This is a genomic window from Bradyrhizobium sp. MOS003, assembly GCF_003020125.1.
Classification (GTDB): Bacteria; Pseudomonadota; Alphaproteobacteria; order Rhizobiales; family Xanthobacteraceae; genus Bradyrhizobium.
Map to the genome: position 1 here is coordinate 643739 of NZ_PYFW01000004.1, position 22988 is coordinate 666726.

The window sequence follows — 22988 nt, forward strand, 5'->3', positions numbered from 1 at the left end:
TTTCGGCAGATCGGCTGATATCAAGTGTCATGGGCCGTTCATGGATTTGATTACCACCACCGCTGACCTCGCGGCTGCCTGCAGCCGGCTTGCCAAGCACCCCGTCATTACCGTCGATACCGAGTTCCTGCGCGAGACCACCTATTACCCGCTGCTATGCGTGGTGCAGATGGCCAGCGCCGAGGAAGCCATTGTCGTCGATACCCTGGCCGCGGGCATCGACCTCAAGCCGTTCTTCGAGCTGATGGCCAACGAAGCCGTGCTGAAGGTCTTCCACGCCGCCCGCCAGGACATCGAAATCATCTGGCACCAGGCCAACATCATCCCGCACCCGGTATTCGACACCCAGGTTGCCGCGATGGTGCTGGGTTACGGCGACAGCATCGCCTACGACGCCCTGGTCGAGAAAGTCACCGGCCACCGCCCCGACAAGACCCACCGCTTCACCGACTGGTCGCGCCGCCCGCTGACCAAGGAACAGATGCATTACGCGGTGTCCGACGTCACGCATCTGCGCGACGTGTTCGCAGCGCTCGACGCCGATTTGAAGAAGCGCCGCCGCAGCGAATGGGTCTCCATCGAGATGGAGGTCCTGACCTCGCCCAAGACCTACGACTTCCACCCCGAGCGCGCCTGGGAGCGGCTGAAGACGCGGGTGCGCAAGCCGAAGGATCTCGCGGTGCTGATGGAGGTCGCGGCCTGGCGCGAACAGGAAGCGCAGAGCCGCGACGTGCCGCGCGGGCGCGTGCTGCGCGATGAAGCTGTCAGCGACATCGCAACCCACGCACCCAATACCATCGAGAAGCTAGCCAATCTGCGCTCGGTGCCGAAGGGTTTTGAGAAATCCAAATGGGGCGCGGACATCGTCGCCGCGGTCACGCGCGGACTGGCGCGCGATCCTGCCACGCTGCCGAAGCTGGAGAAGCCGCGCAACAACAACAATGGCGCCGCCATCGTCGAGTTGTTGAAGGTGTTGCTGCGCATGACCGCTGAAAAACACGCGGTCGCCAGCAAGGTGATCGCGACGGTCGACGATCTCGAAGAGATCGCAGTCGACGACGAGGCCGACGTGCCCGCCTTGCGCGGCTGGCGCCGCGAGCTGTTCGGCGATGCCGCCTTGAAGCTCAAGCGCGGTGAACTTGCGCTGGCGGTCGAGAAGGGCCGCGTGATCGGCGTTCAGCGGGCAGAATAGGTCGCAACCTTCTCGTACCGTCATTGCGAGCGTAGCGAAGCAATCCAGACTGCCTCCGCGGAGACTCTGGATTGCTTCGCTTCGCTCGCAATGACGGGGTATGACGCCCCGGCTTCCCTACGCTGGCGTCAGCTTCGCGACTTCCGGCTTCATGTCATTCAGCACGCCTGAGATCGCGGCGACGAGGTCGTCGATCTGGGCCTTGGTGACGATCAGCGGCGGACAGATGGCGATGGCGTCCAGCATGTTGCGCGAGATCACGCCGCGTTCCTGGAGCATGCGGCTGGCCATGCCGCCGACCGCACCGGGCGTCGCCGCTGCCGTCTTGCGCCCCTTGTCGAGCACGAGTTCGATCGCCGCGATCATGCCGACGCCGCGGACCTCGCCGACCAGCGGATGGCTGGTGAGCTCGCGCAGCTTGCCCTGCATGTAGGCACCGAGCTCGGCCGCATGCGCGACCAGGCCGCGCTCCTCGATGATCTTGAGGTTTTCCAGCGCAATCGCCGAGCCGACCGGATGGCCGCCCGCGGTGAAACCGTGGCCTAGCACGCCGATCCTGTTGCTCTCGTCCGCGATCGGCTCGAACATGCGGTCGTTCATGATGATGGCCGAGAGCGGGAAATAGCTCGACGTGATCTGCTTGGAGACGACCATCACGTCCGGCTTGATGCCGTAGGTCTCGCAGCCGAACATCTTGCCGGTGCGGCCGAAGCCGCAGATCACCTCGTCGGCGACCAGCAGGATGTCGTACTTCTTCAGGACCGCCTGGATCTTGTCCCAATAGGTCGCCGGCGGCACGACGACGCCGCCCGCGCCCATCACCGGTTCGCCGAAGAAGGCCGCGATCGTCTCGGGCCCCTCCTTCTGGATCAGCGCGTCGAGCTCCTCGGCCCGCCGCGTCGCGAAGGCCTCCTCGCTCTCGCCGGGCGCACCGTCCTTGTAGAAATGCGGCGAGCCCGTATGCAGGATGTTCGGCAGCGGCAGGTCGAACGAGCGGTGGTTGTTCGGCAGGCCGGTAAGGCTGGCCGACGCAATGGTGACGCCGTGATAGCCGCGCATCCGGCTGATGATCTTCTTGCGCTGCGGCTGGCCGAGCGAGTTGGAACGATAGGCGATCAGCTTGAGGACCGTGTCGTTGGCCTCCGAGCCGGAATTGGTGAAGAACACCTTGCTCATCGGGACAGGCGCGAGCGCAACCAGCTTCTCGGCGAGGTCGATCGAGGGTCCGTGCGATTTGGCGGAGAAGGTATGGTAGAACGGCAGCGCCAGCATCTGCTTGTGCGCGGCCTCGACCAGCCGCTTCTCGTTGAAGCCGAGCCCGACGCTCCACAGGCCCGCCATCGCCTCGAAATAGCGTTTGCCCGATGCGTCGAACACGTGAGGCCCCTCGCCGCGCTCGATCACCAGCGGACCGGCCTGCTGATGCGCGCGCGCATTGGTGTACGAATGCAGCTGGTAGGCCACATCACGAGCTTCTTGCGAATTGGGCAGCATGGACATTTGCGCAGATCCTTGAAAGCGTCACGTCGCAGGCAGAGCCGGCGTCATCACTCGATGATCAATACCTTGGCTATTGCGACAGCACCGAACTTGCAACGCCAATTCGTCGGCAACAAGCGCTCAGCAGCGATGCACAAAGATGCACGCGGCGACGCTGCACGTGACAAATCCGCCCATGACGAAGCGGCACCTGACGAAGCAGCACCGGACGAAGCAGCAGCTGGAGCAGCTCACGCCGCGTCGTCGTCATGTCCGTCGTGATCACCGGCAGCGGCTTCCCGCACCTCCACCAGCGCCATCGAGAGCAGATAGACCGTGGTCGGCAAACCAAGCCCGCGCGCCCTCTCGGCCGCACGCGACAGATCGCTCGCCAGCTCCTCGAGCTCGTCTCCCCGCGACAATCTCCACCCCATCCACCGGTCGCGGCCGCCTACACCGCAACGGCGCCGCTGGTTCTGAGCAGTTCGGCGCTGGCCTGGATTGTAGCAAAATTCCCGATGACATCCACTACCGCATGTTTATAGGCGGCAGCATCGCCCGTCCCAGGCTGCCGGCAAGCCACGGCGTCGGCCACCACCTGGTAGCGATGACTGCGGTGAAACCCATCGGCGGCGGTGGCCAAAATGGTCTCGTCCAGGGAAAAACCGACAAGAATGCAGCGCACACTGCGGATATTGGACATGTAATCCACGAACCGCGGCGAGCTATAAGCGGATGGCAGCGGGTGCTCGAACGTCAACTCTCCCGGCCGCGGCTTGGTCGCCGCGATCCAATCGGTCAGCCTCGATGCCGGATTGAACCAAGCCGCCTGCGCGATGCGCTTCAGATGCATCACCGGCCAGAGATTGCCGCGCCACAAGGTCAGGAGTTCCAGGCAGCGCGACGTGACGGCGTCGCCGTCGAGGATGACGTGGCGACGCCCGGGGGTCAGATATTCGACCTGGAGATCCGCGCAGACCAGGATCGGCGGATCATCATGGATGGAATCCAGCATTGTCTTGCGCAGAGCTGCACCAGTTTCAACGGTCGGCGAGTGCGAGGTCCCGCAGCGGTGACGTCACGGCCCGCCCTGCCGAGGCGTCGAGCACGCCCGGCCGGTCCCAATCGCCCTCGGGACGGATGATCACGTAGGGATCGCTGTCCAGCGTGATCGCGTCCGGGCCCGGCTCGATTTCCAGCAGCATTTCCGTGTAGGAAAAATCCGAGAAGGTGACCTTGCGATTGTGGCCGAGCGGCTTGGCGCCGAAATGGGCCCAGAAATCGACCAGCCTGTCCTGCGCCTGGCCGTAGATCTTGCGAAAGCCCTTGCGCTTCACATAGTCGACGCTGGCCTGCACCAGCTTGAACGAGACGCGCGAGCGCCGGTATTGGTGACGCACCGCGAGCCGCTCCACCTTGGCGAAATCGCCGAAGAAGCGCACCCGCAGGCAGCCCGCGGGCTCGCTGCCGACGAAGCCGATGAAATGGGCCGCGACCATGTCGTTGCCGTCGAACTCCTCCTCGAACGGACAATCCTGCTCGGCGAGATAGACCGCGGAGCGGATGGCCGTGACCAGCATGAGATCGCTGGGATCGCGCGCAAGACGGATCGAGATGGCGCGGGAACTGGGCTTGGCGAGAGGAATTCTAGTACCGTGCATCTGCAAAACTCCTTGCCTGGATGATCGCGCCCGGCATCTGCAGCGGCTGGCGATGCCAGGGCCGCTCGTAGCACCAGAGGTCGGGCTGGAAGCTCGGGACCGGCGCAAAGCCGGTCGCCTTCATGATGTCGCGTCCGGCCACCGTTGACGGCTGCGCATAGCAATCGGCGCTGCGAAACCTTAGCTGTCGCAGATGCGCTGCAGCCTTGCCGAGACCGGCGATACCGCGTCCTGTCGCCGCGATCGCCCAGATGTAGATGGCAGCGACCTCTTCGTTCGCGGAAGCGAGATAGTGCGTCTCGGGCGCCGTGAGGCAGATCTCATCGAGCAGCAGCGCGTCGTGCCCGCGGTCGTTGAGGAACAGGAACGCCATGCCGCCGACGAGATCGCCCTTCCGGGTGAACGTCAGGATACTCTGGGGGTCGAACGCGACGTATCGCCCAAGCTCGGCGGCCCCGATCCGAACGCCCGGCACCAGCCGGTGCGCCATCTGTGCAAGCACGGCAATTTCGGAAGATTGCGCGCAACGGACTTCGACATCCGGACTCAGCGGCAAGGCATCGAAATCATGCCTTGCGGCAAACGAGCCCCTTTCCATACACATGTCACGCCTCTATCGTTCGAGGCTTTCGTGCCCCGCTATGCCGATGAGCTTAGCGGCTGGGGATCAGGAGTATGCAGCAGTTATTGCACCGGGGTGCTGCGGTGACGCAGCACGGTGAAGAAGCCCTGGATGCGTCCTGGGACGATTTGAAGCTGTTTTTAGCGTGCGCAAAATATAAAAGTTTCCGCAATGCCGCCGAGGAGCTCGGGCTCACCTCGACCACGCTGATGCGCCGGATCGACCGGCTCGAAGAGAGCATCGGCTGCAAGCTGTTCCTGCGCGACCAGAGCGGGCTCACGCTCAGCGATGAAGGCACCGCGATGATCGCCGACGTTGCGCACATGGAGCGTCATGCCTTCAACGTCTTTCGGCGCGCCTCGCGGTCGTCTAACGACACGTCCGGCACCGTGCGCGTCGCGGTGACCGAAGGCCCCGGCAATTTCTGGATCCTGCCGCGACTGATCGACTTCCAGAAGACCTACCGCAAGATCACCGTCGATTTGCGTTGCGCGATGGAGCAGGCCGACGTCGCGCGGCTTGAATCGGACATCGCGATCCAGCTCGAGCCTCCGACCAATCCCGACCTGATCGTCGCCAAGCTCGGCCGTCTGCACATCTATCCCTTCGTCTCCAAGGAGTACGAAAGCCTCTACGGCGTGCCGACGTCGCTCGCCGAACTGAACAACCACCGCATCATCAAGCAGAGCGCGCCGCAGGTCGACGACGGCGCCTACGCCCGCGTGCTCGGACTGAAGTCGCTGGAGGGCATCGTCGGGATCAAGACCAATTCCTCGGTCGGCGCGCTCTATGCCGTCGAGCGCGGCGCCGGCATCGGCTTCCTGCCGACGGTCTCGATCGCGCTCGGCGCGCCGTTGATCGCCGTCGATCTCGGCGTCAGCCACCACGCCGATCTCTGGCTCACTTATCACAAGGAGTTCCGAACCTCCGAGCGCCACAAGATCGTGATCGACTGGCTGAAGAAGATCTTCGATCCCAAGATCTGTCCCTGCTTTCGCGACGAATTCATCCATCCGAACGCGTTGGTGCCGATGATGACGGCCGCGCGCGAGGGATTTGGGTTGACGGGATATGTCGCGGCGACGCCGACTTAGCAGGCTGCGACTACCAGCGATATTCGAAGCCGAGTGTGCCCTGGTGTGAGGTCAACTCGTTACGGAACTTGCCGTCGTAATTGACGTAGAGCCGCGCCACGCTGGTCAGGCTGAGCGAAGCCGAGGCGCCTGCATCCATGCCGTGACGGCTCTCGCCGATGCCGGGCACCACGATGTTCTGGGTGCCGAGGCTGACCTGGATCGATCCCAAATCCTGATGGAAATTGTCGACGAGCTTGCCGTAGGCCGACAGGTCCAGGATCTTCCGGTCGATGATGAAGTAGCTGCCGATCTCGGCCCCGATCATGATGCGTGCGCGCGAGAGCGTGGTCGAACCGACGTTGAGCGGATCGAGGCCGCCGGCCTCCTGGAACGCCGCGCTGGTGGCGCGCACATATTCCAGCGCGCCCTTGGGCACGATGCGCATCTGGTCCTTGGTCCAGTAATAACTGATCTCGGTCAGCGCGCCGTCGACCGCGGCGCGATAGCCCGCAGTCGCAAGACCCAGGCCGGTGTCGCGGCTGGAACGGACCTTGCCGAAGCCGTGCACCACCGCAAAGGCCCAGGTCCACGGCCCCTTGTCGACCGAGCCGTTGAAGCCAAGCTGGGTCAGGTCGAGCGTTGCCGATTGCAACGCCAGCGGCACGTCGACGTCGGTGTGGCTTTGGTCGACGGAGAGGCCGAGATTGACGCCAGGGGCCACGCGCGCGCCAAAGCCGGCGACGCCGCCGACCGTCTTGCGCCTGTCGCCGACGAAGTCTCCTTGCGCGTCTGTCCGCACCGAGATGCCGTAGCCCTCGAACCAGGTGCGGTAGCGCGGGTCTTCCGTGCTCGCGGATGCGCCGCCGCCGCCGGGATTGGTCCGGAACGTCCGGTTGACGCCGCCTGATGCCTGGTTGCCGAGGCGCTCCAGGAAGTTCGAGCCGAGATTGAGCGCGCTGTTGCCGGCCGACTGGTCGTAATTGGTCGAGATGGCCGAGGGCGTGGGAGGCGGCAGCGGCGGCGCCACCTGAGCAAAAGCAGCCGGCGCCATCAAACCAGCCACGACGGCACCCGCGACGTTGGCCGTCGTCCGGCGAACCCGGGCTCCTCCACTTACCTGTCGTGTCCCGGAGAGCTGCGAGATGCAGCGCATGACGATGAATCCCGAAGCAAAGGGCAACGCGCAAAAATGCAACAAGACACGCCGCCGATGCGGCGATTTGCGCCGAACTGCTGCAGAGGGTCAACCGCTTGGCCCGCTGTCACCGAGGCTATTGCCCTCGATTGTGGTTCCGCGGCCACAGGTCGGAAATTGCAAATCGGCACAAACGGCCCGCCCTTGAAATCCGCGCACGGCTTGCTAACGGGCGATTTTCATGTTGCAATATCGGACACAATCGGAATTGGCCGCTCGACTGTGCGTTTCGCGACATTGAGACTCAAGACTCGAACAGACTTCCGGAAGCCCGTTTGTGGCGTGGCACGCGAAAAGCGGCCGCGTCGTTTTTGTATCTAGCGGAGGAGACTAGCGATGCCGCAAAAGGGCACCGTCAAATGGTTCAACCCGACCAAGGGCTATGGGTTCATCAAGCCGAACGGCAGCGACAAGGACGTCTTCGTCCATATCTCAGCCGTCGAGCGCGCCGGACTCTCGACCCTCAACGAAAATCAGGTGGTTGAATACGACCTCGTGGAGAACCGCGGCAAGGCATCCGCGGAGAACCTCAAGGTCTCCTGAATTCTCTCAAGCCTACACACGAGAGATCATGACGTTGCCCCCGGCTCTGCCGGGGGATTTTGTTTGTGAAGGCCGCAGCAAGGACGGCGTTTCAGCTCACCACCGGCGCCACCAGGAAATTCTCCGACGCAGCACTCCCGGCCGTCCTGCACACATCGCCCTCGATCCGGACCTTTCCGGTCGCAAGCAGCCGCAGCGCTTCCGGATAGATGCGATGCTCGACCTCGAGGATGCGTTCTGACAGCGTATCGCCCGTATCGTGATCGCCAACGGGCACCGCGCCCTGCATCACGATCGGGCCCGCGTCGGTCTCGGGGATCACGAAGTGCACAGTCGCGCCTGACAGTTTGACGCCGGCGCGCAGGGCCTGGCCGTGCGGGTCGAGGCCGGGGAAGGACGGCAGCAGCGAGGGATGGATGTTGAGCATCCGCCCGTACCAGTTTTGGGTGAACTCGGCCGTGAACAGGCGCATGAAGCCGCCCAGACAAATCAGCTCGATACCGTGCTGGTCGAGGGCCGCCTGCAGCACCTTCTCGAAGCCGGCGCGGTCCTTGCCGAACGGCTTGCTCTCGATCACCAGCGTGTTCACGCCAGCCGCTTTGGCCCGCTCCAGCCCGAGCGCGTCGGCCTTGTTCGAGATGACGAGCGAGATTTCGGCCGGGAAATCCGCAGCCGCAGCGGCCTTGATCAACGCGGCCATGTTGGAGCCGCGGCCAGAGATGAGGATGGCGACGCGGCGCTTCATCACAGCGCCAGTCATTACAATGCCATGTCGAGATGGCCGTTATAGACGACGCGGTGCTCGCCCTCGGCCGGGATCACGGTGCCGAGCTGCGCCACGGTCTCGCCGGCGTCGGTGAAGACCTGCACGACCTCGTCGACCTTGTCGGGCTCGACGATCGCGATCATGCCGATGCCGCAGTTGAAGGTGCGCAGCAGTTCGAGTTCGGCGATGCCGCCCTGCGCGGCCAGCCATTTGAATACCGGCAGCACCGGCAGGCGTGCCAGATCGATGCCGACGCCGAGCTCCTTCGGCAGTACGCGCGGAATGTTGTCGGTGAAGCCGCCGCCGGTGATGTGGGCAAGGCCCTTCACCGCACCGGTCTCGCGGATCGCGCGCAGGCAGGATTTGACGTAGAGCTTGGTCGGCGTCAGCAGCGCGCCGCCCAGCGTCATCACAGGGGCGAACGGAGCCTGGGCTTCGAAGCCGAGGCCCGATTGCTCGACGATCTTGCGGACCAGCGAGAAGCCGTTGGAATGCACCCCTGACGAGGCGAGCCCGATCACGGCGTCGCCCGCAGCGATGTCCTTGCGCGGCAGCAGCGTGCCCCGCTCCGCAGCACCGACGGCAAAGCCGCCGAGGTCGTAATCGCCGTCCTTGTACAGGCCGGGCATCTCGGCGGTCTCGCCACCGATCAGGGCACAGCCGGATTCGCGGCAGCCCTCCGCGACGCCCGCGACGATCGAGGCCGTCGCTTCCGGATCGAGCTTGCCGCAGGCGAAATAGTCCAGGAAGAACAGCGGCTCGGCGCCCTGCACCACGAGGTCGTTGACGCTCATGGCGACGAGGTCGATGCCGATCCCGCCGTGCAAGCCCGTCTCGATCGCGATCTTGACCTTGGTGCCGACCCCGTCGGTCGCAGCCACCAGGACGGGGTCCTTGAAGCCGGCCGCCTTGAGGTCGAACAGACCGCCGAAGCCGCCGATCTCGGCGTCGGCGCCGGGCCGTGCGGTGGCGCGCACCATCGGCTTGATCAAATCGACCAGGCGGTTGCCCGCGTCGATATCGACGCCTGAATCGGCGTAAGTGAGGCCGTTTTTGCGGTCGGTCATGCCCGATTTCCAGTGGGTTTGCGGCTGGTTACGTCGAATTCCGGGGACGCGCAATGGCAAGCGTGGCGCCCTACCCTATAGTATGTAGATATCAACCGGTTCAGCCTCCCGAGGGGGCCGGATTCGAGGTCAGACCGGGTGCCGGGAAGCGCTTTCGTGAGTATTCCGAATATCATTACGCTGGGCCGCATCATGCTGGTCCCGATCATCGTCTGGGCCATCGTGTCGAGCCAAATGGAGGTCGCGTTCGCCGTCTTCCTGATCGCCGGTATCAGCGACGCCGTGGACGGCTTCCTGGCCAAGCGCTTCAACATGACGAGCGAGCTCGGCGCCCTGCTCGATCCGCTCGCGGACAAGGCGCTGCTGGTCTCAATCTACATGGCGCTCGGGATCTGGGGCGCAATCCCGCGCTGGATCGTGATCCTGGTGGTCTCGCGCGACATCATGATCGTCGCCGCCGTGATCGTATCCTGGCTGTTCGACCGGCCGGTCGAGATGAAGCCGTCGAAAGTGTCCAAGCTCAACACCGCGGCGCAAGTGGCGTTCGCGGCCCTCGTGCTGGCAGCGCTTGCCTTCGGCTTCAAGCCTGCCCCTTATGATATCATCCTGATGGGCCTCGTCACGGTCTTCACGCTCTCCTCCGTGTCGCTCTATCTGGTCGAGTGGCTGCGGCACATGAGTACGATCGAGGCCAAATGAGAGGCGATGCGGCCCCGCAAAAGGCCAAGTCGCGCTCGATACGTTCGATCTCTTCACATCACGCCGGCCCGCCGGCATGGAGCAAAGCAAGCGTGCCAGGCCGCGTTCACCCCCGACAATTGGCGTTTTCGCTTCCGCACGCGGAAAGCCTCAGCCGGGACAATTTCCTCGAAGGCCCCGCCAACGCGGCCGGTCTTGGCCTGATCGACAGCTGGCCGGAATGGCCGAACCGGATCATGTGGCTGGCCGGCCCGGAAGGAAGCGGCAAGAGCCATCTCGCCGCGATCTGGGCCGAGGAGGCCGGCGCGCGCTCCACCACGGCCAATGGGCTGACCGCCGCGGGCGTTCCGGGCGCGCTCGCCACCGGCGCGCTGGTGGTCGAGGATCTCAAGGCCGGGGAATTTGACGAACGCGCCCTTTTCCACCTGATGAACCTTGCCCGCGAGGACGAGGCCTACCTCCTCTTCACCGGACGCGAGGTGCCGGCCGCGCTGGAGATCGAGCTTCGCGACCTGCGCTCGCGTCTGCGGGCCGTGCCCGTGGTCGCGTTGCTGCCGCCCGACGACCGGCTGTTCCGCGGCCTGATCGTCAAATTCTGCGCCGACCGCCAGCTCGCCGTGGACGAGAGCGTGGTCAGCTACCTCGCCACCCGCCTGGAGCGGTCCTCGGCCGCCGCCCGCCAGGCCGTGGAGCTGCTCGACAGCGAAGCCCTCAGGCTCGGCCGCCCCGTCACCCGGGCGCTGGCCGCCGAGCTGCTGCGGGACGCCTGACCTGCCCTTCCACGGCCCACGCGAAGTCCGCTTGACGGGGCGAAGCGGCGGAACATCAATGTCATCGAAACGTCATCGCTCTAGCACATGCTCCCGGCGGTTTTGCGCGTAAGTCGCAAATTGGGGCGAACTGGATGGACCGACTTCTGATGGACTCTGCGCAAGCCGTTGAAACTAAAGAAAAAGCCCCAGAGATCGAGAGCCTGCCGGCGATCGCATCGAGTCCCGAGCGATTCATCAACCGCGAACTCTCCTGGCTGCATTTCAACCGACGTGTCCTGGAGGAATCGGTCAATCCCAGCCACCCCATGCTGGAGCGGGTGCGATTCCTGTCGATTTCGGCGAATAACCTCGACGAGTTCTTCATGGTCCGCGTCGCCGGCATCAAGGCCCAGGTGCGCGAGGGCATTGCCGAACGGAGTCCCGATGGTCTGACCCCGTCCGAGCAGCTCGCGCTGATCAACCGCACCGTCTCCGAGCTTGCCTCCGACCAGCAGGCGATCTGGCGCGATTTGCGCGGCACCCTGGCCGACGTCGGCATCGTGTTGGTCGAGGGCAAGGACGTCACCAAGGCGGAACGGACCTGGATCGAGGACTACTTCCTCAGCAACGTGTTCCCGCTGCTGACGCCGCTGGCGATCGACCCCGCCCACCCCTTCCCGTTCATCCCCAGCCTCGGCTTCACCATCGCGCTCCAGCTCACGCGCGCCGCCGACGGTAAGCAGATGAACGCGCTGATCCGCATGCCCGGCAAGATCGACCGCTTCATCCGCCTGCCGACCGAGGGCAAGGTGGTCCGGCTGATCTCGCTGGAACAGGCGACCGCCCTGTTCATCAACCGCCTGTTCCCCGGCTACAACCTGCACGGCCAGGGCGCTTTCCGCGTCATCCGCGACTCCGAACTCGAAATCGAGGAAGAGGCCGAGGATCTCGTCCGCCTGTTCGAGACTGCGCTGAAACGCCGCCGCCGCGGCTCGGTGATCCGGCTCGAGATCGACGCCAAGATGCCGGAGCAGCTGCGCAGCTTCGTGCAGCACGCGCTGTCGACCGCCGACGACGAGGTGTTCCTCGTCGACGGCGTCCTCGCCATGAACGAGCTCTCGCAACTCACCCGCATCGACCGGCCCGACCTGGAATTTACCCCTTACGTGCCCCGGCATCCCGAGCGCGTGCGCGAACAAGGCGGCGACATCTTCGCTGCGATCCGGCAGAAGGACCTGGTCGTCCATCACCCCTACGAATCCTTCGACGTCGTGGTGCAGTTTCTCCAGCAGGCGACGCGCGACCCCGACGTCGTCGCCATCAAGCAGACGCTCTACCGCACCTCGAGCAACTCCCCGATCGTGCGCGCGCTCGTGGAAGCTGCCGAAGCCGGCAAATCCGTCACCGCACTCATCGAGCTGAAAGCACGCTTTGACGAGGAGGCCAACATCCGCTGGGCGCGCGACCTCGAACGCGCCGGCGTGCAGGTTGTCTACGGCTTCCTCGAACTGAAGACGCACGCAAAACTCTCGATGGTGGTGCGCCGCGAGGGCGGCAGCCTCACGACTTACGTCCATACCGGCACCGGCAACTACCATCCGGTCACCGCGCGCATCTATACCGACCTCTCCTACTTCACGTCCGATCCGACCATCGGCCGCGATGCCGCGCGCGTGTTCAATTTCATCACCGGCTACGCCGCGCCGAGCGATCTGGAAAAGATGGCGGTGTCGCCGCTCACCTTGCGCAAACGCATCATCGAACACATCCAGGGCGAGACCGCACACGCGAAGCACGGCCGGCCCGGCGCGGTCTGGATGAAGATGAATGCGCTGGTCGATCCTGATATCATCGATGCGCTCTACGAGGCCTCCCAGGCCGGCGTTCAGGTCGAACTCGTGGTACGTGGTATATGTTGCCTGCGGCCCGGCATTCCCGGCCTGTCCGAGAACATCCGCGTCAAGTCGATCATCGGACGCTTCCTGGAACACGGTCGAATCTACTGCTTCGGCATGGGTCAGGGTCTGCCGAGCGCCAAAGCGGCTGTGTATATCTCGTCGGCCGACATGATGCCGCGCAACCTCGACCGCCGCGTCGAGGTACTGTGTCCGCTGCAAAATCCCACGGTGCATCAGCAGGTTCTCGAACAGATCATGGTCGCGAACCTGAAGGACAATGAGCAAAGCTGGCAATTGTTGCCGGACGGGTCCTCAACGCGTATGAAGACCGCGAAGGGCGAGGAGCCCTTCAACGTGCACAACTACTTCATGACAAATCCGAGTCTGTCTGGCCGTGGAAAGTCGCTCAAGGAATCCTCGCCGCGTCGTCTCACGCGCCGGAACGAACGCCATCAATCCTGATCGGGGATTCCCGACGTGAAGCGGCCGCGCAAGCGCGGCTCGAGCGTCGCAGTCATCGATATCGGCTCCAACTCGGTCCGTCTCGTCGTCTACGAGGGACTGACGCGGAGTCTCATTCCTATCTTCAACGAGAAGACGCTGTGCGGCCTCGGACGCGAGGTGCAGAGCACCGGGCTGCTCGCGCCCGATGCGGTCGACAAGGCGCTGACCTCGCTGAGGCGCTTCCGCGCATTGTGCCGCGTGATGCAGGTCGGACACGTGTTCGCGATCGCGACCGCAGCCTGCCGTGACGCCTCCAACGGCCCCGATTTCATCGCCAGGGCCGAGCGCATCTGCGCCGTGAAGATCGAGATCCTCTCGGGCCCGCGCGAGGCGCGGCTGTCGGCGCTCGGCGTGATCTCCGGCATCCACCATCCCGACGGCATCGTCGGCGACCTCGGCGGCGGCTCACTCGAATTGATCGACGTGCGCAGGAACAGCGTGCGCAGCGGCGTGACGCTGCCGCTCGGCGGGCTGGCGCTGCAGGACCTCGCGCATAAATCGCTCAAGCGCGCCGACCGCATCGTGCGCGAGGAGATCGACGAGGTCGAGCTGCTCACGGCGGGCCGCGGCCGCTCCTTCTATGCGGTCGGCGGCACCTGGCGCGCGCTGGCGCGCATTCACATCATCCAGAGCGGCTATCCGCTCCAGGTGATGCACGGCTATTCGATTTCGGCCGCCGAGGCGCTCGACTTCTCGCGTCGTCTGCGTCGTCTTGCGGCCGCGGACATGCTCGCCGACATCGAGAGCGTCGCCGATGCACGCCGCCCGCTCCTCACCTATGCGGCGCTGGTGCTCGAGCACATCATCCGGGTGGCGAAACCGAAGACGATCGTGTTCTCGACCTTCGGCGTGCGCGAGGGCCTGCTGCACGAGAAGCTGTCGGAGGCGGAACGCACCAAGGACGGCCTGATCTGCGCCGCGGAAGAGCTCAACCGGCTGCTGTCGCGCTCGGCGAAGCACGCCCACGAGTTGATTGCCTGGACCGACCGTCTCGCGCGCGTGGTGAAGCTGCGCGAGACCGAGGAGGACCGCCGCTTGCGCCACGCCGCGTGCCTGCTGTCCGACATCGGCTGGCGCGTGCATCCCGATCACCGCGGCGAGCAGACGCTGAGCCTCGTCGTCAACGGCAATTTCGGCGCGATCACCCACACCGAGCGGGCCTTCGTCGGCCTCTCGGTGTTCTATCGCTATGCAGGCCTGAGCGAGGAAAACCAGCCGCCCTTGACCATGCAGGAACTGCTGACGCCGGCGCAACTCGAACGCGCGCGCCTTCTCGGCGCCGCGTTCCGCGTCGCGCATCTAATCTCGGCGGCGCGTCCAGGCGTGCTGCCGGCCACGCATTTCCGCAGCGAGGGCCGCAAGCTGATGCTGATGTTCGAGCACCGCCTCGGCGACCTCGTCGCCGACCGCGTCGGCAGCCGCTTCAAGCAGCTCGCCCGCCTGATCAACCGAGCCGGCTCGATCGTGCGGCGCTGACAACGAGGACAGCGCGTCAAGCGAGCGGCTGGGTCTTCAACCAGCCGTGACCGCTGGATCGCGGCTGCCTTCGGGCGCGATGACGGCTTTCAGTCCGCCGAGCTCGGAATCGGTGAGGACGAGCTGCCATCCATAGGCACTCAGCACGTCCTGAACGATCGCGAGGCCAAGACCGGCACCTTCGCCGCGCTCATCCAGTCTCGCACCGCGTTCGAGCACGCGCGAACGTTCGGCGGCCGCGATGCCCGGGCCGTCGTCTTCGACCGTGATCGCCGGATTTGCGGTGCTGTCTGCGCCAATGCGCACCTGGCTCCTGGCGTGACGGGCGGCGTTTTCCAGGAGATTGCCGAGCACTTCGGCCAAATCCGTGCGATCGAGCGGCGCGCTCGGCTCGCCCGTGATGCAGGTCTTGAATTCAAGCCGCTGGGCAGCAGGCGTGCGCGCCAGCGTCAGCATCAGGGATTCGACAAGCGGCCTGAGGGGCGTGGAAGTACCGCCACGCACTCGCGCCGAGCCCCGCGCCCGGGCACGTGCCAGCTCGCGGTCGACATGACGGCTCATCGCATCGGCGACGGTTTCGATGGCCTGGGCGACGTCCTGCTCACCTCGCTGGCGCAATAGCGCGACGTCGGCCGCGAGCGCGGCGAGCGGCGTCTTCAGCCCGTGGGCCAGGTCGGCGGCGCGGCTGCGCGAACGCTCGATCTCGCCTTCCTGGGCATCGATCAGATTGTTGACCTCTTCCACCAGAGGCTTCACCTCGACAGGGACATCGACGGGAAGATGCTTGCGTTGGCCGGAGCGGACGTCGGCGACGCCGCGGCGAAGTGCATCGAGCGGCCGGAGGCCCAGTCCGACCTGGACCGAGGTGGCCGCCGCCAGCACAAGCCCCAGCAGGCCGAGCGCCAGCGCCAGATCCCTGGCGAATTGCGAGGCGGCGACCGAAACGCGGGCAAGATCGGCCGCCACCGCAACGCGCACAGGAACGCGGCGGCCGCCCACGGTGAGCAGCACGCGGCGTTCACTGACCAGAAGCCGCGCGTTCGCCGGCCCGGCGATGACGTGACGGTGCAATTCGCGAGGCGACGGCTCGTCCTGCGGCAAGTCCAACGCCGCGTCCCACAGCGAACGCGAGCCCAGCACCTGACCGGCGTCGTCCGATACCTGCCAGTACAAGCCCGAAAGTGGGTCCGCAAAGCGCGGATCGGCCGGCGGCCGGCCCACCACCAGCTTGCCCTCCGCATCCACGTCGATACCCGCGATGAGTTGCTTCAGATAGACGTCGAGGTCGTCGCCGATGCTGCGCGTGACGTGGCGTTCGAACAGCAGCGTCAGCCCGGCGCCGGCGATGGTCAGCGCGATCAGGATCGCCACCACTCCGCCGGCCACCAGTCGCAGCCGCAGCGAGCCCCAGCTCACGGCGTCGTCTCCGGGACTAGATAGCCGAAGCCGCGCCTGGTCTCGATCAGATCCGCCCCGAGCTTCTTGCGCACCCGGCCGACCAGCACCTCGAGCGCGTTCGACTCGTGGTCCTCGCCATGGCCATAGACGTTCTCGTCAAGCTCGTGCTGAGGCACCACGCGGCCGCGATGGTGCAAGAGAAAGGCGATCAGGCGGTATTCCAGCGGCGACAACGCGACCGGTATGCCGCGCAGCGTCACTTTCATCTGGCGCTCGTCGAGTTCGACGTCGCCGGCAACGATCCGGGGAGAGGCATGCCCCGCCGAGCGCCGCACGATCGAGCGCAGCCGCGCCAGCAATTCTTCCATGCGGAACGGCTTGGGCAAATAGTCGTCGGCGCCCGCGTCGATCCCGTCGACGCGCTCGGCCCAGCTGCCGCGCGCCGTCAGGATCAGCACCGGCATGGAGCGGCCGTTCGCGCGCCAGCGCTTGAGCACTGCCAGGCCGTCCATGCTGGGCAAGCCGAGATCGAGGACGACGGCGCCGTAATCCTCGGTATCGCCGCGGAACCAGGCTTCCTCGCCGTTGCGGACGGTCTCGACCACGTAGCCGGCCGCGTGGAGCGCCCTCTCCACATCGGCTGCGATCCGTCGGTCGTCCTCCACCAGCAAGAGACGCATCACTTCTCCCTGATGCGTTCGATCTCGCCGCTCCGCGCATCGACGTGCACCTCGTAGAGGCGCCCCTTGTCGTCGACGACGCGAAACTCGTAGACCCAGCGGCTCCGCTCGCGCTCTATCTCGACGCCGGCGACCTCACCCGGCAGCTTGCCACGAAGGGAGGCGAGGATGTCGGCGAGTGACTTGATCTCGCCCGCCTCGACCGCGCGGCGAACCGCGTCGGGCGCGCCTCGATCGTGGCCGCCGGCTGCGGCAGGCACCGGCGCGAGCAGGACGCCTGCCAACAAAGGCACCACGAGGAATCCCAGGAAGCTAGCTAGTTGCATTCACAAAGTCTGCCCTAATCAACCTGACGAAACGCTGACGTGGATCAACAGGTTGCCGTCAGGGCTCGTCTGCCAATGTCCGCAAATCGCCTTGCCGCTTGACGCGGCTGGAGGCCACAAGCCGGAGAGAACCATGCGCAATATCACCATCTTCACCGCTGCCGTCGCCTTGCTCGCAGCCGCCGCGACCGCTCATGCCGGCAGCCTCGGGCGCCCCTGCACTGCAGCGCCACAGACGAACTGGCTGCCGCTCGAACAATTGCAGGCCAAGGTCGAAGCCCAAGGTTACAAAGTCCAGAAGGCCAAGCTCAAGAATGCCTGTGGCGAACTCTACACCATCGACAAGTCCGGCAGCCGGGTCGAATTGTTCGTCGATCCGACCAGCGGCCGGATCGTCGGTCAGTTGTAAGAGGCCGCACCATGAGCGTCATTCACGACGCGATCGTGGCCGGCGGCGAGAAGCCGCCGGCCACCGTCAAGGTCTGGGACCCCTTTGTGCGCCTGTTCCACTGGTCGCTGGCCGGGCTGTTTCTGCTCGCTTATGCGACCGGTGACGAGGTCGAGAATGTCCATATCGCTGCCGGCTACACGATCGCGGGGTTGCTCGGCTTACGGATCGTGTGGGGCTTCGTGGGACCGCGCCGTGCGCGCTTCAGCGACTTCGTGCGCTCGCCGCGCGCGGTGCTCGCCTACGCGCGCGACGTGGCGCTGCTGAGGGCGCCGCGCTATCTCGGCCACAATCCTGCCGGCGGCGCGATGGTCGTGGCGCTGATCGTCATGCTGATCGGCACCTGCGCCACCGGTTACATGATGACGACGGGCAGCTTCTGGGGAGCAAAATGGGTGGAAGAGGTCCATGAGACGTTCGCCAACCTCACGATCGGCCTGGTCGTCGTCCATGTGCTTGGCGTCCTGGTGGCGAGCTTCGAGCACCGCGAGAACCTGGTGAAGGCGATGATCACCGGCAGGAAGCGTCCATCGTGAGCGAGGTTGCCTGGCCCAGCCGCCGCCTCACCGAGAGGGGCGAAGACAGCCGATTGAGGCAAATCAACTCGCCCACGCGCGGCTGGAGTAAGCAAAACCTGCAATCGAATAGCGCTTCGCTCGCCGGTGAGCAGGGGACATTCCTCATGCGAGTCCGTCACGGAAATCTCCGTCTCACCTCCTCTGGGGGCGCGCTCGCGCGTACCCTTGTTGCGATTACACTGAGCCTGTTGCCCTCAGTTGCGATGGCGCAGGGCGAGGTGAAGCTCAGCGATGCGCAGGCGCGCAATCTCGGCGTGCGCGTCACCCATCCGATCGCGAGCCGGACCGATCTCACGATGCCTTATCCCGTCCAGATCGTGATCCCGACGCAGCAATTGTGGGTCGTCAGCGCGCCTGTGGCCGGCATGGTCGCCAATCTCCTGGTCGGGCGCGGTGACCGCGCGACCGCCGGCCAGCCGCTGGTCACCCTGGAGAGTCCGAGCTTCGTCTCCCAGCAGCGCGACTATCTGCACGCGATTGCGCAGGAGCATCTCGTCAGCCAGCAGCTCGCGCGCAACGTCGATCTGTTCGAGGGCAAGGCCGTGCCGCAACGCGTGCTCGAGGCCAGCCAGGCCGAAGCGCGCCAGGCCGCTCTCGTCGTCGCCGAACGGCGCCAGATGCTGCATCTGAGCGGCATGTCCGATGATGCAATCTCGCGCCTCGCCCAGCAAGCGGCGATCAGCGCGACGCTCACCGTCAATGCGCCGCAAACCGCGTCCGTGGTCGAGCTCGCGGTGTCGCCAGGGCAACGGCTCGAACAATCCGCGCCGCTCGTCAAGCTGGCGCGGCTCTCGCCGCTATGGGCCGAAATCGCGGTCCCTGCCACCAACATTCGCGCGATCCGCACCGGCGCGAAGGTCGAGATCGAGGGCTATTCCACTTCAGGCCGGGTCGTGCTGGTCTCAGAGACCATCGATGCTGCCACCCAGACCATTCTGATTCGCGCGGAAGTCCCCAATGACGGCGAACTGCATCCCGGCCAGACCACCGCGGCCCGCATAGGGTTTCTCTCGGCCGGCGAAAGCGCCTTTGAGATCCCCTACAGTGGGCTGGTCCGAAGGGGCGAGCAGACATCGGTCTTCGTCGCCTTCGACGGCGGCTTCCGGCTGGTCCCGGTCAAGCTGCTGGCGGAAGATCAGGACCATGTCGTCGTGTCGGGCGCCGTCACGGAACGGGACGCGATTGCAATCGGCGGCATCTCGGCGCTGCGCGGCATGCTCTCGGGACTGGGGCAGTAAAATGCTCCGGCGCCTGGTTGCGTTCGCGCTGTCGCAGCGACTGTTCGTTCTGCTAAGTGTGCTGCTGGTGATCGGCGCCGGCGCCGTCCTCCTGCCCAGCCTGCCGATCGACGCCTTTCCCGACGTCTCGCCGGTTCAGGTCAAAGTCATCATGAAGGCGGCGGGCCTCACCCCTGAAGAGGTCGAGCAGCGCATCACCGTCCCCGTCGAGCTCGAGCTGCTCGGATTGCCGAACAAGAAGGTGCTTCGTTCGACGACGAAATACGCGCTGGCCGACATCACCGTCGATTTCGAGGACGGCACCGACATCTACTGGGCGCGCAACCAGGTCTCAGAGCGGCTGTCGAACATCTCGCGCGATTTCCCGGAAGGGGTGACCGGCGGGCTTGCGCCGATCACGAGCCCGCTCGGCGAGATGTTCATGTTCACGATCGACAGCCCCGAGCTTTCGCTCGCCGAGCGCCGGACCCTGCTGGATTGGGTGATCCGCCCTGCTCTGCGGACGGTCCCCGGCGTTGCTGACGTCAATGCGCTCGGCGGCTATGTCCGCGCCTTCGAGATCGTGCCGCGCAACGATGCGCTGGCCGCGCGCGGCATTTCCTACGATGTGTTTCGCCGGGCCATCGAGACCAACAGCCGCAACGACGGCGCCGGGCGGGTCAACCAGGGCGAGGACAGCGCCCTGGTTCGGATCGAAGGCAGCATCCGTTCGATCGAGGACATCAAGGCCATCGTCGTCGACACCCGCGAGGGCGTGCCGATCCTGGTCAACGACGTCGCGAGCGTCAAAGTCGGCACGCTGACGCGCTATGGCGCGGTCACATCTGACGGCCGCGGCGAAACCGTCGAGGGTCTGGTGCTCGGCCTGCGCGGCGCCAACGCGGGTCAGCTCATCCGCGACGTGCGTGCCCGGCTCGCCGAGCTGCAGCCTTCGCTGCCTAAGAGCGTGTCGATCAACGTGTTCTACGACCGCAGCCGCCTGGTCAACCGCGCCGTCGGCACCGTGGTGCGGGCCCTCGGCGAGGCCACCGTCCTCGTCATCGTCCTCCTGCTGCTCTTTCTCGGCAACTGGCGCGCATCGCTGGTGATCGCGCTCAGCCTGCCGCTCGCCATCGTGATTGCGTTGATCATCATGCGCCTAGTGGGCATGTCGGCCAACCTGATGAGCCTCGGCGGACTTGCGATCGCGATCGGCATGCTGATCGACGCGCTGGTGGTCGTGGTCGAGAACATCGTCGGCAATCTCGCCAAGCACGAGCCCGGCAAAACCGCGCCGCTGATCCATCTGGTGTACCGTTCGGTCTGCGAAGTCCTGGAGCCGGTCGCCTCGGGTGTGCTCATCATCATCATCGTGTTCGTCCCGCTGCTGACGCTGCAGGGGCTGGAGGGCAAGCTGTTCATCCCGGTCGCGCTGGCCATCATCTTCGCGCTGGCCGGCTCGCTGCTGCTGGCACTCACCGTAATTCCGGTTGCGACTTCCTTCGTGCTCAAATCCGCGTCACATCGCGATCCCCTGCTGGTGCGTGCGGCACAACGGGTCTACGCGCCGGCATTGAACTGGGCCCTGAACAACGAGCGCAAGGTGATGGCCGCGGCGCTGATCTGTCTCGTCGCTGCGGGCTTCGCCTATACCCAGCTCGGCAAGACCTTCATGCCGACGATGGACGAAGGCGACGTCATCGTCAGCGTGGAGACGCTTCCATCCGTCAACCTCGACGAGTCGCTCGCCATGAATGCAAGGCTGCAGACCGCGCTTCTGGCCGTACCTGACATCGCCGGCATCGTCGCCCGGACCGGGTCGGACGAGCTCGGCCTCGATCCCATGGGCCCCAACCAGACCGACACGTTCCTCGTGCTCAAACCGGCCGCCGAGCGCGCGACCGACAATCGCGAGGCCCTGCTGCAGAAGCTTCGCGAGGTCTTGGCCGGCTTTCCCGGCATCTCGCTCAGCTTCACCCAGCCCATCGACATGCGCGTGCAGGAGATGATCAGCGGCGTGCGCGGCGACGTCGCCGTCAAGATTTTCGGCCCCGACATCGCCAGGCTGAACGAAACCGCGGCGAAGCTGTCGGCGATCCTGTCCAGTATCGACGGTGCCGAGGACGTCTACACCACGCTGAACGAAGGCGCTCAATATTACACGGTTGCAGTCAATCGCATGGAGGCCGGTCGCCTCGGCCTGACCGTGGATTCCATCGTCGCCTCGCTGCGGACCCAGATCGAGGGTCGAATCATCGGGACGGCGCTCGAAGAAGGGCGTCGCACGCCGATCCTGGTCCGGGGCAGCGAGACGACGCGGGAGGCGCCGACATTGCTGGCGAGCCTGCCGCTGACGCTGGCGTCCGGACGGCATGTCGCGCTGTCGCAGGTCGCCCGCATCCAGCGCGTGGACGGCCCGGTGAAGATCGACCGCGAGGACGGCACCCGCATGAGCGTGGTGCGTGCCAACGTCCGCGGCCGCGACATGGTCGGCTTCGTCGAAGCCGCCCAGCAAAAGGTAGCGACCGAACTGCCGCTGCCGAGTGGCTACCGACTGACTTGGGGCGGACAGTTCGAGAATCAGCAACGCGCCGCCGCGCGCCTGTCCGTCGTGGTCCCCGTTGCAATCGGCCTGATCTTCGTGTTGCTGTTCACCACATTCGGGGCCATCCGCCAGGCGCTGCTGGTGCTCGTCAACATTCCCTTCGCGCTGATCGGCGGCGTGTTCGCGCTGGTCGTGACGGGTGAGTATCTGTCGGTGCCGGCCTCGGTCGGATTCATCGCGCTGCTCGGCATCGCCGTGCTCAACGGCGTCGTGCTGGTGTCCTACTTCAATCAGCTCCGCGCCCACGGCCTTGCCGAGGATCGCATCGTCGTCGAGGGCGCCATGCGCAGGCTTCGCCCCGTGCTGATGACGGCGAGCATCACGGCGCTGGGCTTGATCCCGCTGCTGTTCGCCACCGGCCCGGGATCCGAGGTGCAGCGGCCGCTCGCCATCGTCGTGATCGGAGGACTGATGTCTTCGACCCTGCTCACCCTGATTCTCCTGCCGATCCTGTATCGCCGCTATGGCGGGACGTCGAAGGTGGCGACATGACCGAGCACCCCGTCTGTCTCACGCTGATCGTGCCGCATCTCCTGCGCGAGGAGGTGTTCGACTATCTCACTGAGCAGACCGACCTGGTTTCGGGCTTCACGGCATCGCACGGAGCGGGTCACGGCACCGAGATCCGCTTGCACACGGCCGCCGAACGCGTGAAGGGCCATGCCGATCAGGCCGTCGTGCAAGTGGTCCTGCCGAGCAGCGATGCCGGCCGCTTGCTCGACCGGCTGCGGGTCGCGTTCGCCGGAACCAAGCTGGTGTACTGGACGATCCCCGTGACGGAGCTCGGCACGATCGACTGAGCGGCC

23 protein-coding genes are annotated in these 22988 nt (G+C 65.4%); 12 read left to right on the plus strand and 11 right to left on the minus strand.

Translation table 11 applies throughout. From position 1 onward, the window contains the following. Positions 1-40 precede the first annotated feature (40 nt). Positions 41-1192 (plus strand): ribonuclease D, encoded by a 1152-nt coding sequence (gene rnd / locus C7G42_RS21935; RefSeq protein WP_106951008.1) that lies wholly within the window; start codon positions 41-43, stop codon positions 1190-1192. A gap of 117 nt (positions 1193-1309) precedes the next feature. Here rnd and C7G42_RS21940 read toward each other — a convergent pair whose 3' ends face one another. The 5 genes from C7G42_RS21940 to C7G42_RS21960 all read right to left on the minus strand — a co-directional run bounded on the left by C7G42_RS21940 (position 1310) and on the right by C7G42_RS21960 (position 4936). Then, positions 1310-2692, minus strand: coding sequence for an aspartate aminotransferase family protein (locus C7G42_RS21940; RefSeq protein ID WP_106951009.1), 1383 nt, complete (start codon positions 2690-2692; stop codon positions 1310-1312). Between the two features lie 230 nt (positions 2693-2922). Next, positions 2923-3093 (minus strand): hypothetical protein, encoded by a 171-nt coding sequence (locus tag C7G42_RS35405; RefSeq protein ID WP_199581053.1) that lies wholly within the window; start codon positions 3091-3093, stop codon positions 2923-2925. 29 nt (positions 3094-3122) lie between these two features. Beyond that, on the minus strand, positions 3123-3686 hold the full coding sequence (locus C7G42_RS21950; protein WP_106951011.1) for an isochorismatase family protein: 564 nt from the start codon (positions 3684-3686) through the stop codon (positions 3123-3125). A gap of 25 nt (positions 3687-3711) precedes the next feature. Further along, positions 3712-4332 (minus strand): GNAT family N-acetyltransferase, encoded by a 621-nt coding sequence (locus tag C7G42_RS21955; protein ID WP_106951012.1) that lies wholly within the window; start codon positions 4330-4332, stop codon positions 3712-3714. Next, on the minus strand, positions 4319-4936 hold the full coding sequence (locus C7G42_RS21960) for a hypothetical protein (RefSeq protein WP_199581054.1): 618 nt from the start codon (positions 4934-4936) through the stop codon (positions 4319-4321). The genes C7G42_RS21955 and C7G42_RS21960 overlap by 14 nt, the downstream gene beginning before the upstream one ends. Before the next feature lie 71 nt (positions 4937-5007). Here C7G42_RS21960 and C7G42_RS21965 point away from each other — a divergent pair, with 71 nt between their 5' ends. Beyond that, the gene (locus tag C7G42_RS21965) at positions 5008-6048 is read left to right on the plus strand and encodes a LysR family transcriptional regulator (protein ID WP_106951014.1); all 1041 of its coding nucleotides are present in this window, start codon (positions 5008-5010) and stop codon (positions 6046-6048) included. A 10-nt stretch (positions 6049-6058) separates the two neighbouring features. On the opposite strand, the gene C7G42_RS21970 is transcribed toward C7G42_RS21965, so the two are convergent. Beyond that, complete coding sequence (locus C7G42_RS21970; RefSeq protein ID WP_106951015.1) at positions 6059-7183, minus strand: autotransporter outer membrane beta-barrel domain-containing protein; 1125 nt, start codon at positions 7181-7183, stop codon at positions 6059-6061. Between the two features lie 378 nt (positions 7184-7561). Here C7G42_RS21970 and C7G42_RS21980 point away from each other — a divergent pair, with 378 nt between their 5' ends. Beyond that, on the plus strand, positions 7562-7768 hold the full coding sequence (locus C7G42_RS21980; protein ID WP_007591938.1) for a cold-shock protein: 207 nt from the start codon (positions 7562-7564) through the stop codon (positions 7766-7768). A 91-nt stretch (positions 7769-7859) separates the two neighbouring features. Here the strand turns inward: C7G42_RS21980 and purN are convergent, their stop codons facing one another. Continuing rightward, positions 7860-8513: a phosphoribosylglycinamide formyltransferase gene (purN, locus tag C7G42_RS21985; protein ID WP_199581055.1), complete on the minus strand. Its 654-nt coding sequence runs from the start codon at positions 8511-8513 to the stop codon at positions 7860-7862. Positions 8514-8527: 14 nt separating this feature from the next. Then, positions 8528-9601, minus strand: coding sequence for a phosphoribosylformylglycinamidine cyclo-ligase (gene purM / locus C7G42_RS21990; RefSeq protein ID WP_106951016.1), 1074 nt, complete (start codon positions 9599-9601; stop codon positions 8528-8530). Positions 9602-9757: 156 nt separating this feature from the next. On the opposite strand from purM, the gene C7G42_RS21995 reads away from it, so the two are divergent. The 4 genes from C7G42_RS21995 (at position 9758) to ppx (ending at position 14930) form a co-directional block, all read left to right on the plus strand. Next, on the plus strand, positions 9758-10300 hold the full coding sequence (locus tag C7G42_RS21995; RefSeq protein ID WP_106951091.1) for a CDP-alcohol phosphatidyltransferase family protein: 543 nt from the start codon (positions 9758-9760) through the stop codon (positions 10298-10300). A 92-nt stretch (positions 10301-10392) separates the two neighbouring features. Further along, on the plus strand, positions 10393-11070 hold the full coding sequence (locus tag C7G42_RS22000; RefSeq protein ID WP_106951092.1) for a P-loop NTPase family protein: 678 nt from the start codon (positions 10393-10395) through the stop codon (positions 11068-11070). Positions 11071-11219: 149 nt separating this feature from the next. Further along, entirely contained in the window at positions 11220-13412 is a 2193-nt protein-coding gene (locus C7G42_RS22005) for an RNA degradosome polyphosphate kinase (protein WP_199581063.1), read from the plus strand. A gap of 15 nt (positions 13413-13427) precedes the next feature. Next, positions 13428-14930 carry an exopolyphosphatase gene (gene ppx, locus C7G42_RS22010; RefSeq protein ID WP_106951017.1) on the plus strand — a complete coding sequence of 501 codons (1503 nt, stop codon included), beginning with the start codon at positions 13428-13430 and terminating at the stop codon, positions 14928-14930. Positions 14931-14966: 36 nt separating this feature from the next. Here the strand turns inward: ppx and C7G42_RS22015 are convergent, their stop codons facing one another. From C7G42_RS22015 to C7G42_RS22025, 3 genes are read right to left on the minus strand one after another with little or no spacing between them, the layout of a single operon-like run. After that, positions 14967-16346, minus strand: coding sequence for a sensor histidine kinase (locus C7G42_RS22015; RefSeq protein ID WP_106951018.1), 1380 nt, complete (start codon positions 16344-16346; stop codon positions 14967-14969). Beyond that, positions 16343-17008 carry a response regulator transcription factor gene (locus C7G42_RS22020; protein ID WP_106951019.1) on the minus strand — a complete coding sequence of 222 codons (666 nt, stop codon included), beginning with the start codon at positions 17006-17008 and terminating at the stop codon, positions 16343-16345. The genes C7G42_RS22015 and C7G42_RS22020 overlap by 4 nt, the downstream gene beginning before the upstream one ends. After that, entirely contained in the window at positions 17008-17334 is a 327-nt protein-coding gene (locus C7G42_RS22025; RefSeq protein ID WP_106951020.1) for a PepSY domain-containing protein, read from the minus strand. Before C7G42_RS22025 ends, C7G42_RS22020 begins: the two co-directional genes overlap by 1 nt. Positions 17335-17467: 133 nt before the next feature. Here C7G42_RS22025 and C7G42_RS22030 point away from each other — a divergent pair, with 133 nt between their 5' ends. From C7G42_RS22030 to C7G42_RS22050, 5 genes are all read left to right on the plus strand, one after another. Continuing rightward, positions 17468-17743: a PepSY domain-containing protein gene (locus C7G42_RS22030; protein WP_106951021.1), complete on the plus strand. Its 276-nt coding sequence runs from the start codon at positions 17468-17470 to the stop codon at positions 17741-17743. A gap of 11 nt (positions 17744-17754) precedes the next feature. Beyond that, complete coding sequence (locus tag C7G42_RS22035; RefSeq protein ID WP_106951022.1) at positions 17755-18318, plus strand: cytochrome b/b6 domain-containing protein; 564 nt, start codon at positions 17755-17757, stop codon at positions 18316-18318. Positions 18319-18563: 245 nt separating this feature from the next. Beyond that, positions 18564-19598 (plus strand): efflux RND transporter periplasmic adaptor subunit, encoded by a 1035-nt coding sequence (locus C7G42_RS22040; RefSeq protein WP_502694232.1) that lies wholly within the window; start codon positions 18564-18566, stop codon positions 19596-19598. Position 19599: 1 nt separating this feature from the next. Next, positions 19600-22674 carry an efflux RND transporter permease subunit gene (locus C7G42_RS22045; protein WP_106951024.1) on the plus strand — a complete coding sequence of 1025 codons (3075 nt, stop codon included), beginning with the start codon at positions 19600-19602 and terminating at the stop codon, positions 22672-22674. Further along, on the plus strand, positions 22671-22982 hold the full coding sequence (locus tag C7G42_RS22050; protein ID WP_106951025.1) for a DUF3240 family protein: 312 nt from the start codon (positions 22671-22673) through the stop codon (positions 22980-22982). Before C7G42_RS22045 ends, C7G42_RS22050 begins: the two co-directional genes overlap by 4 nt. Positions 22983-22988 lie beyond the last annotated feature (6 nt).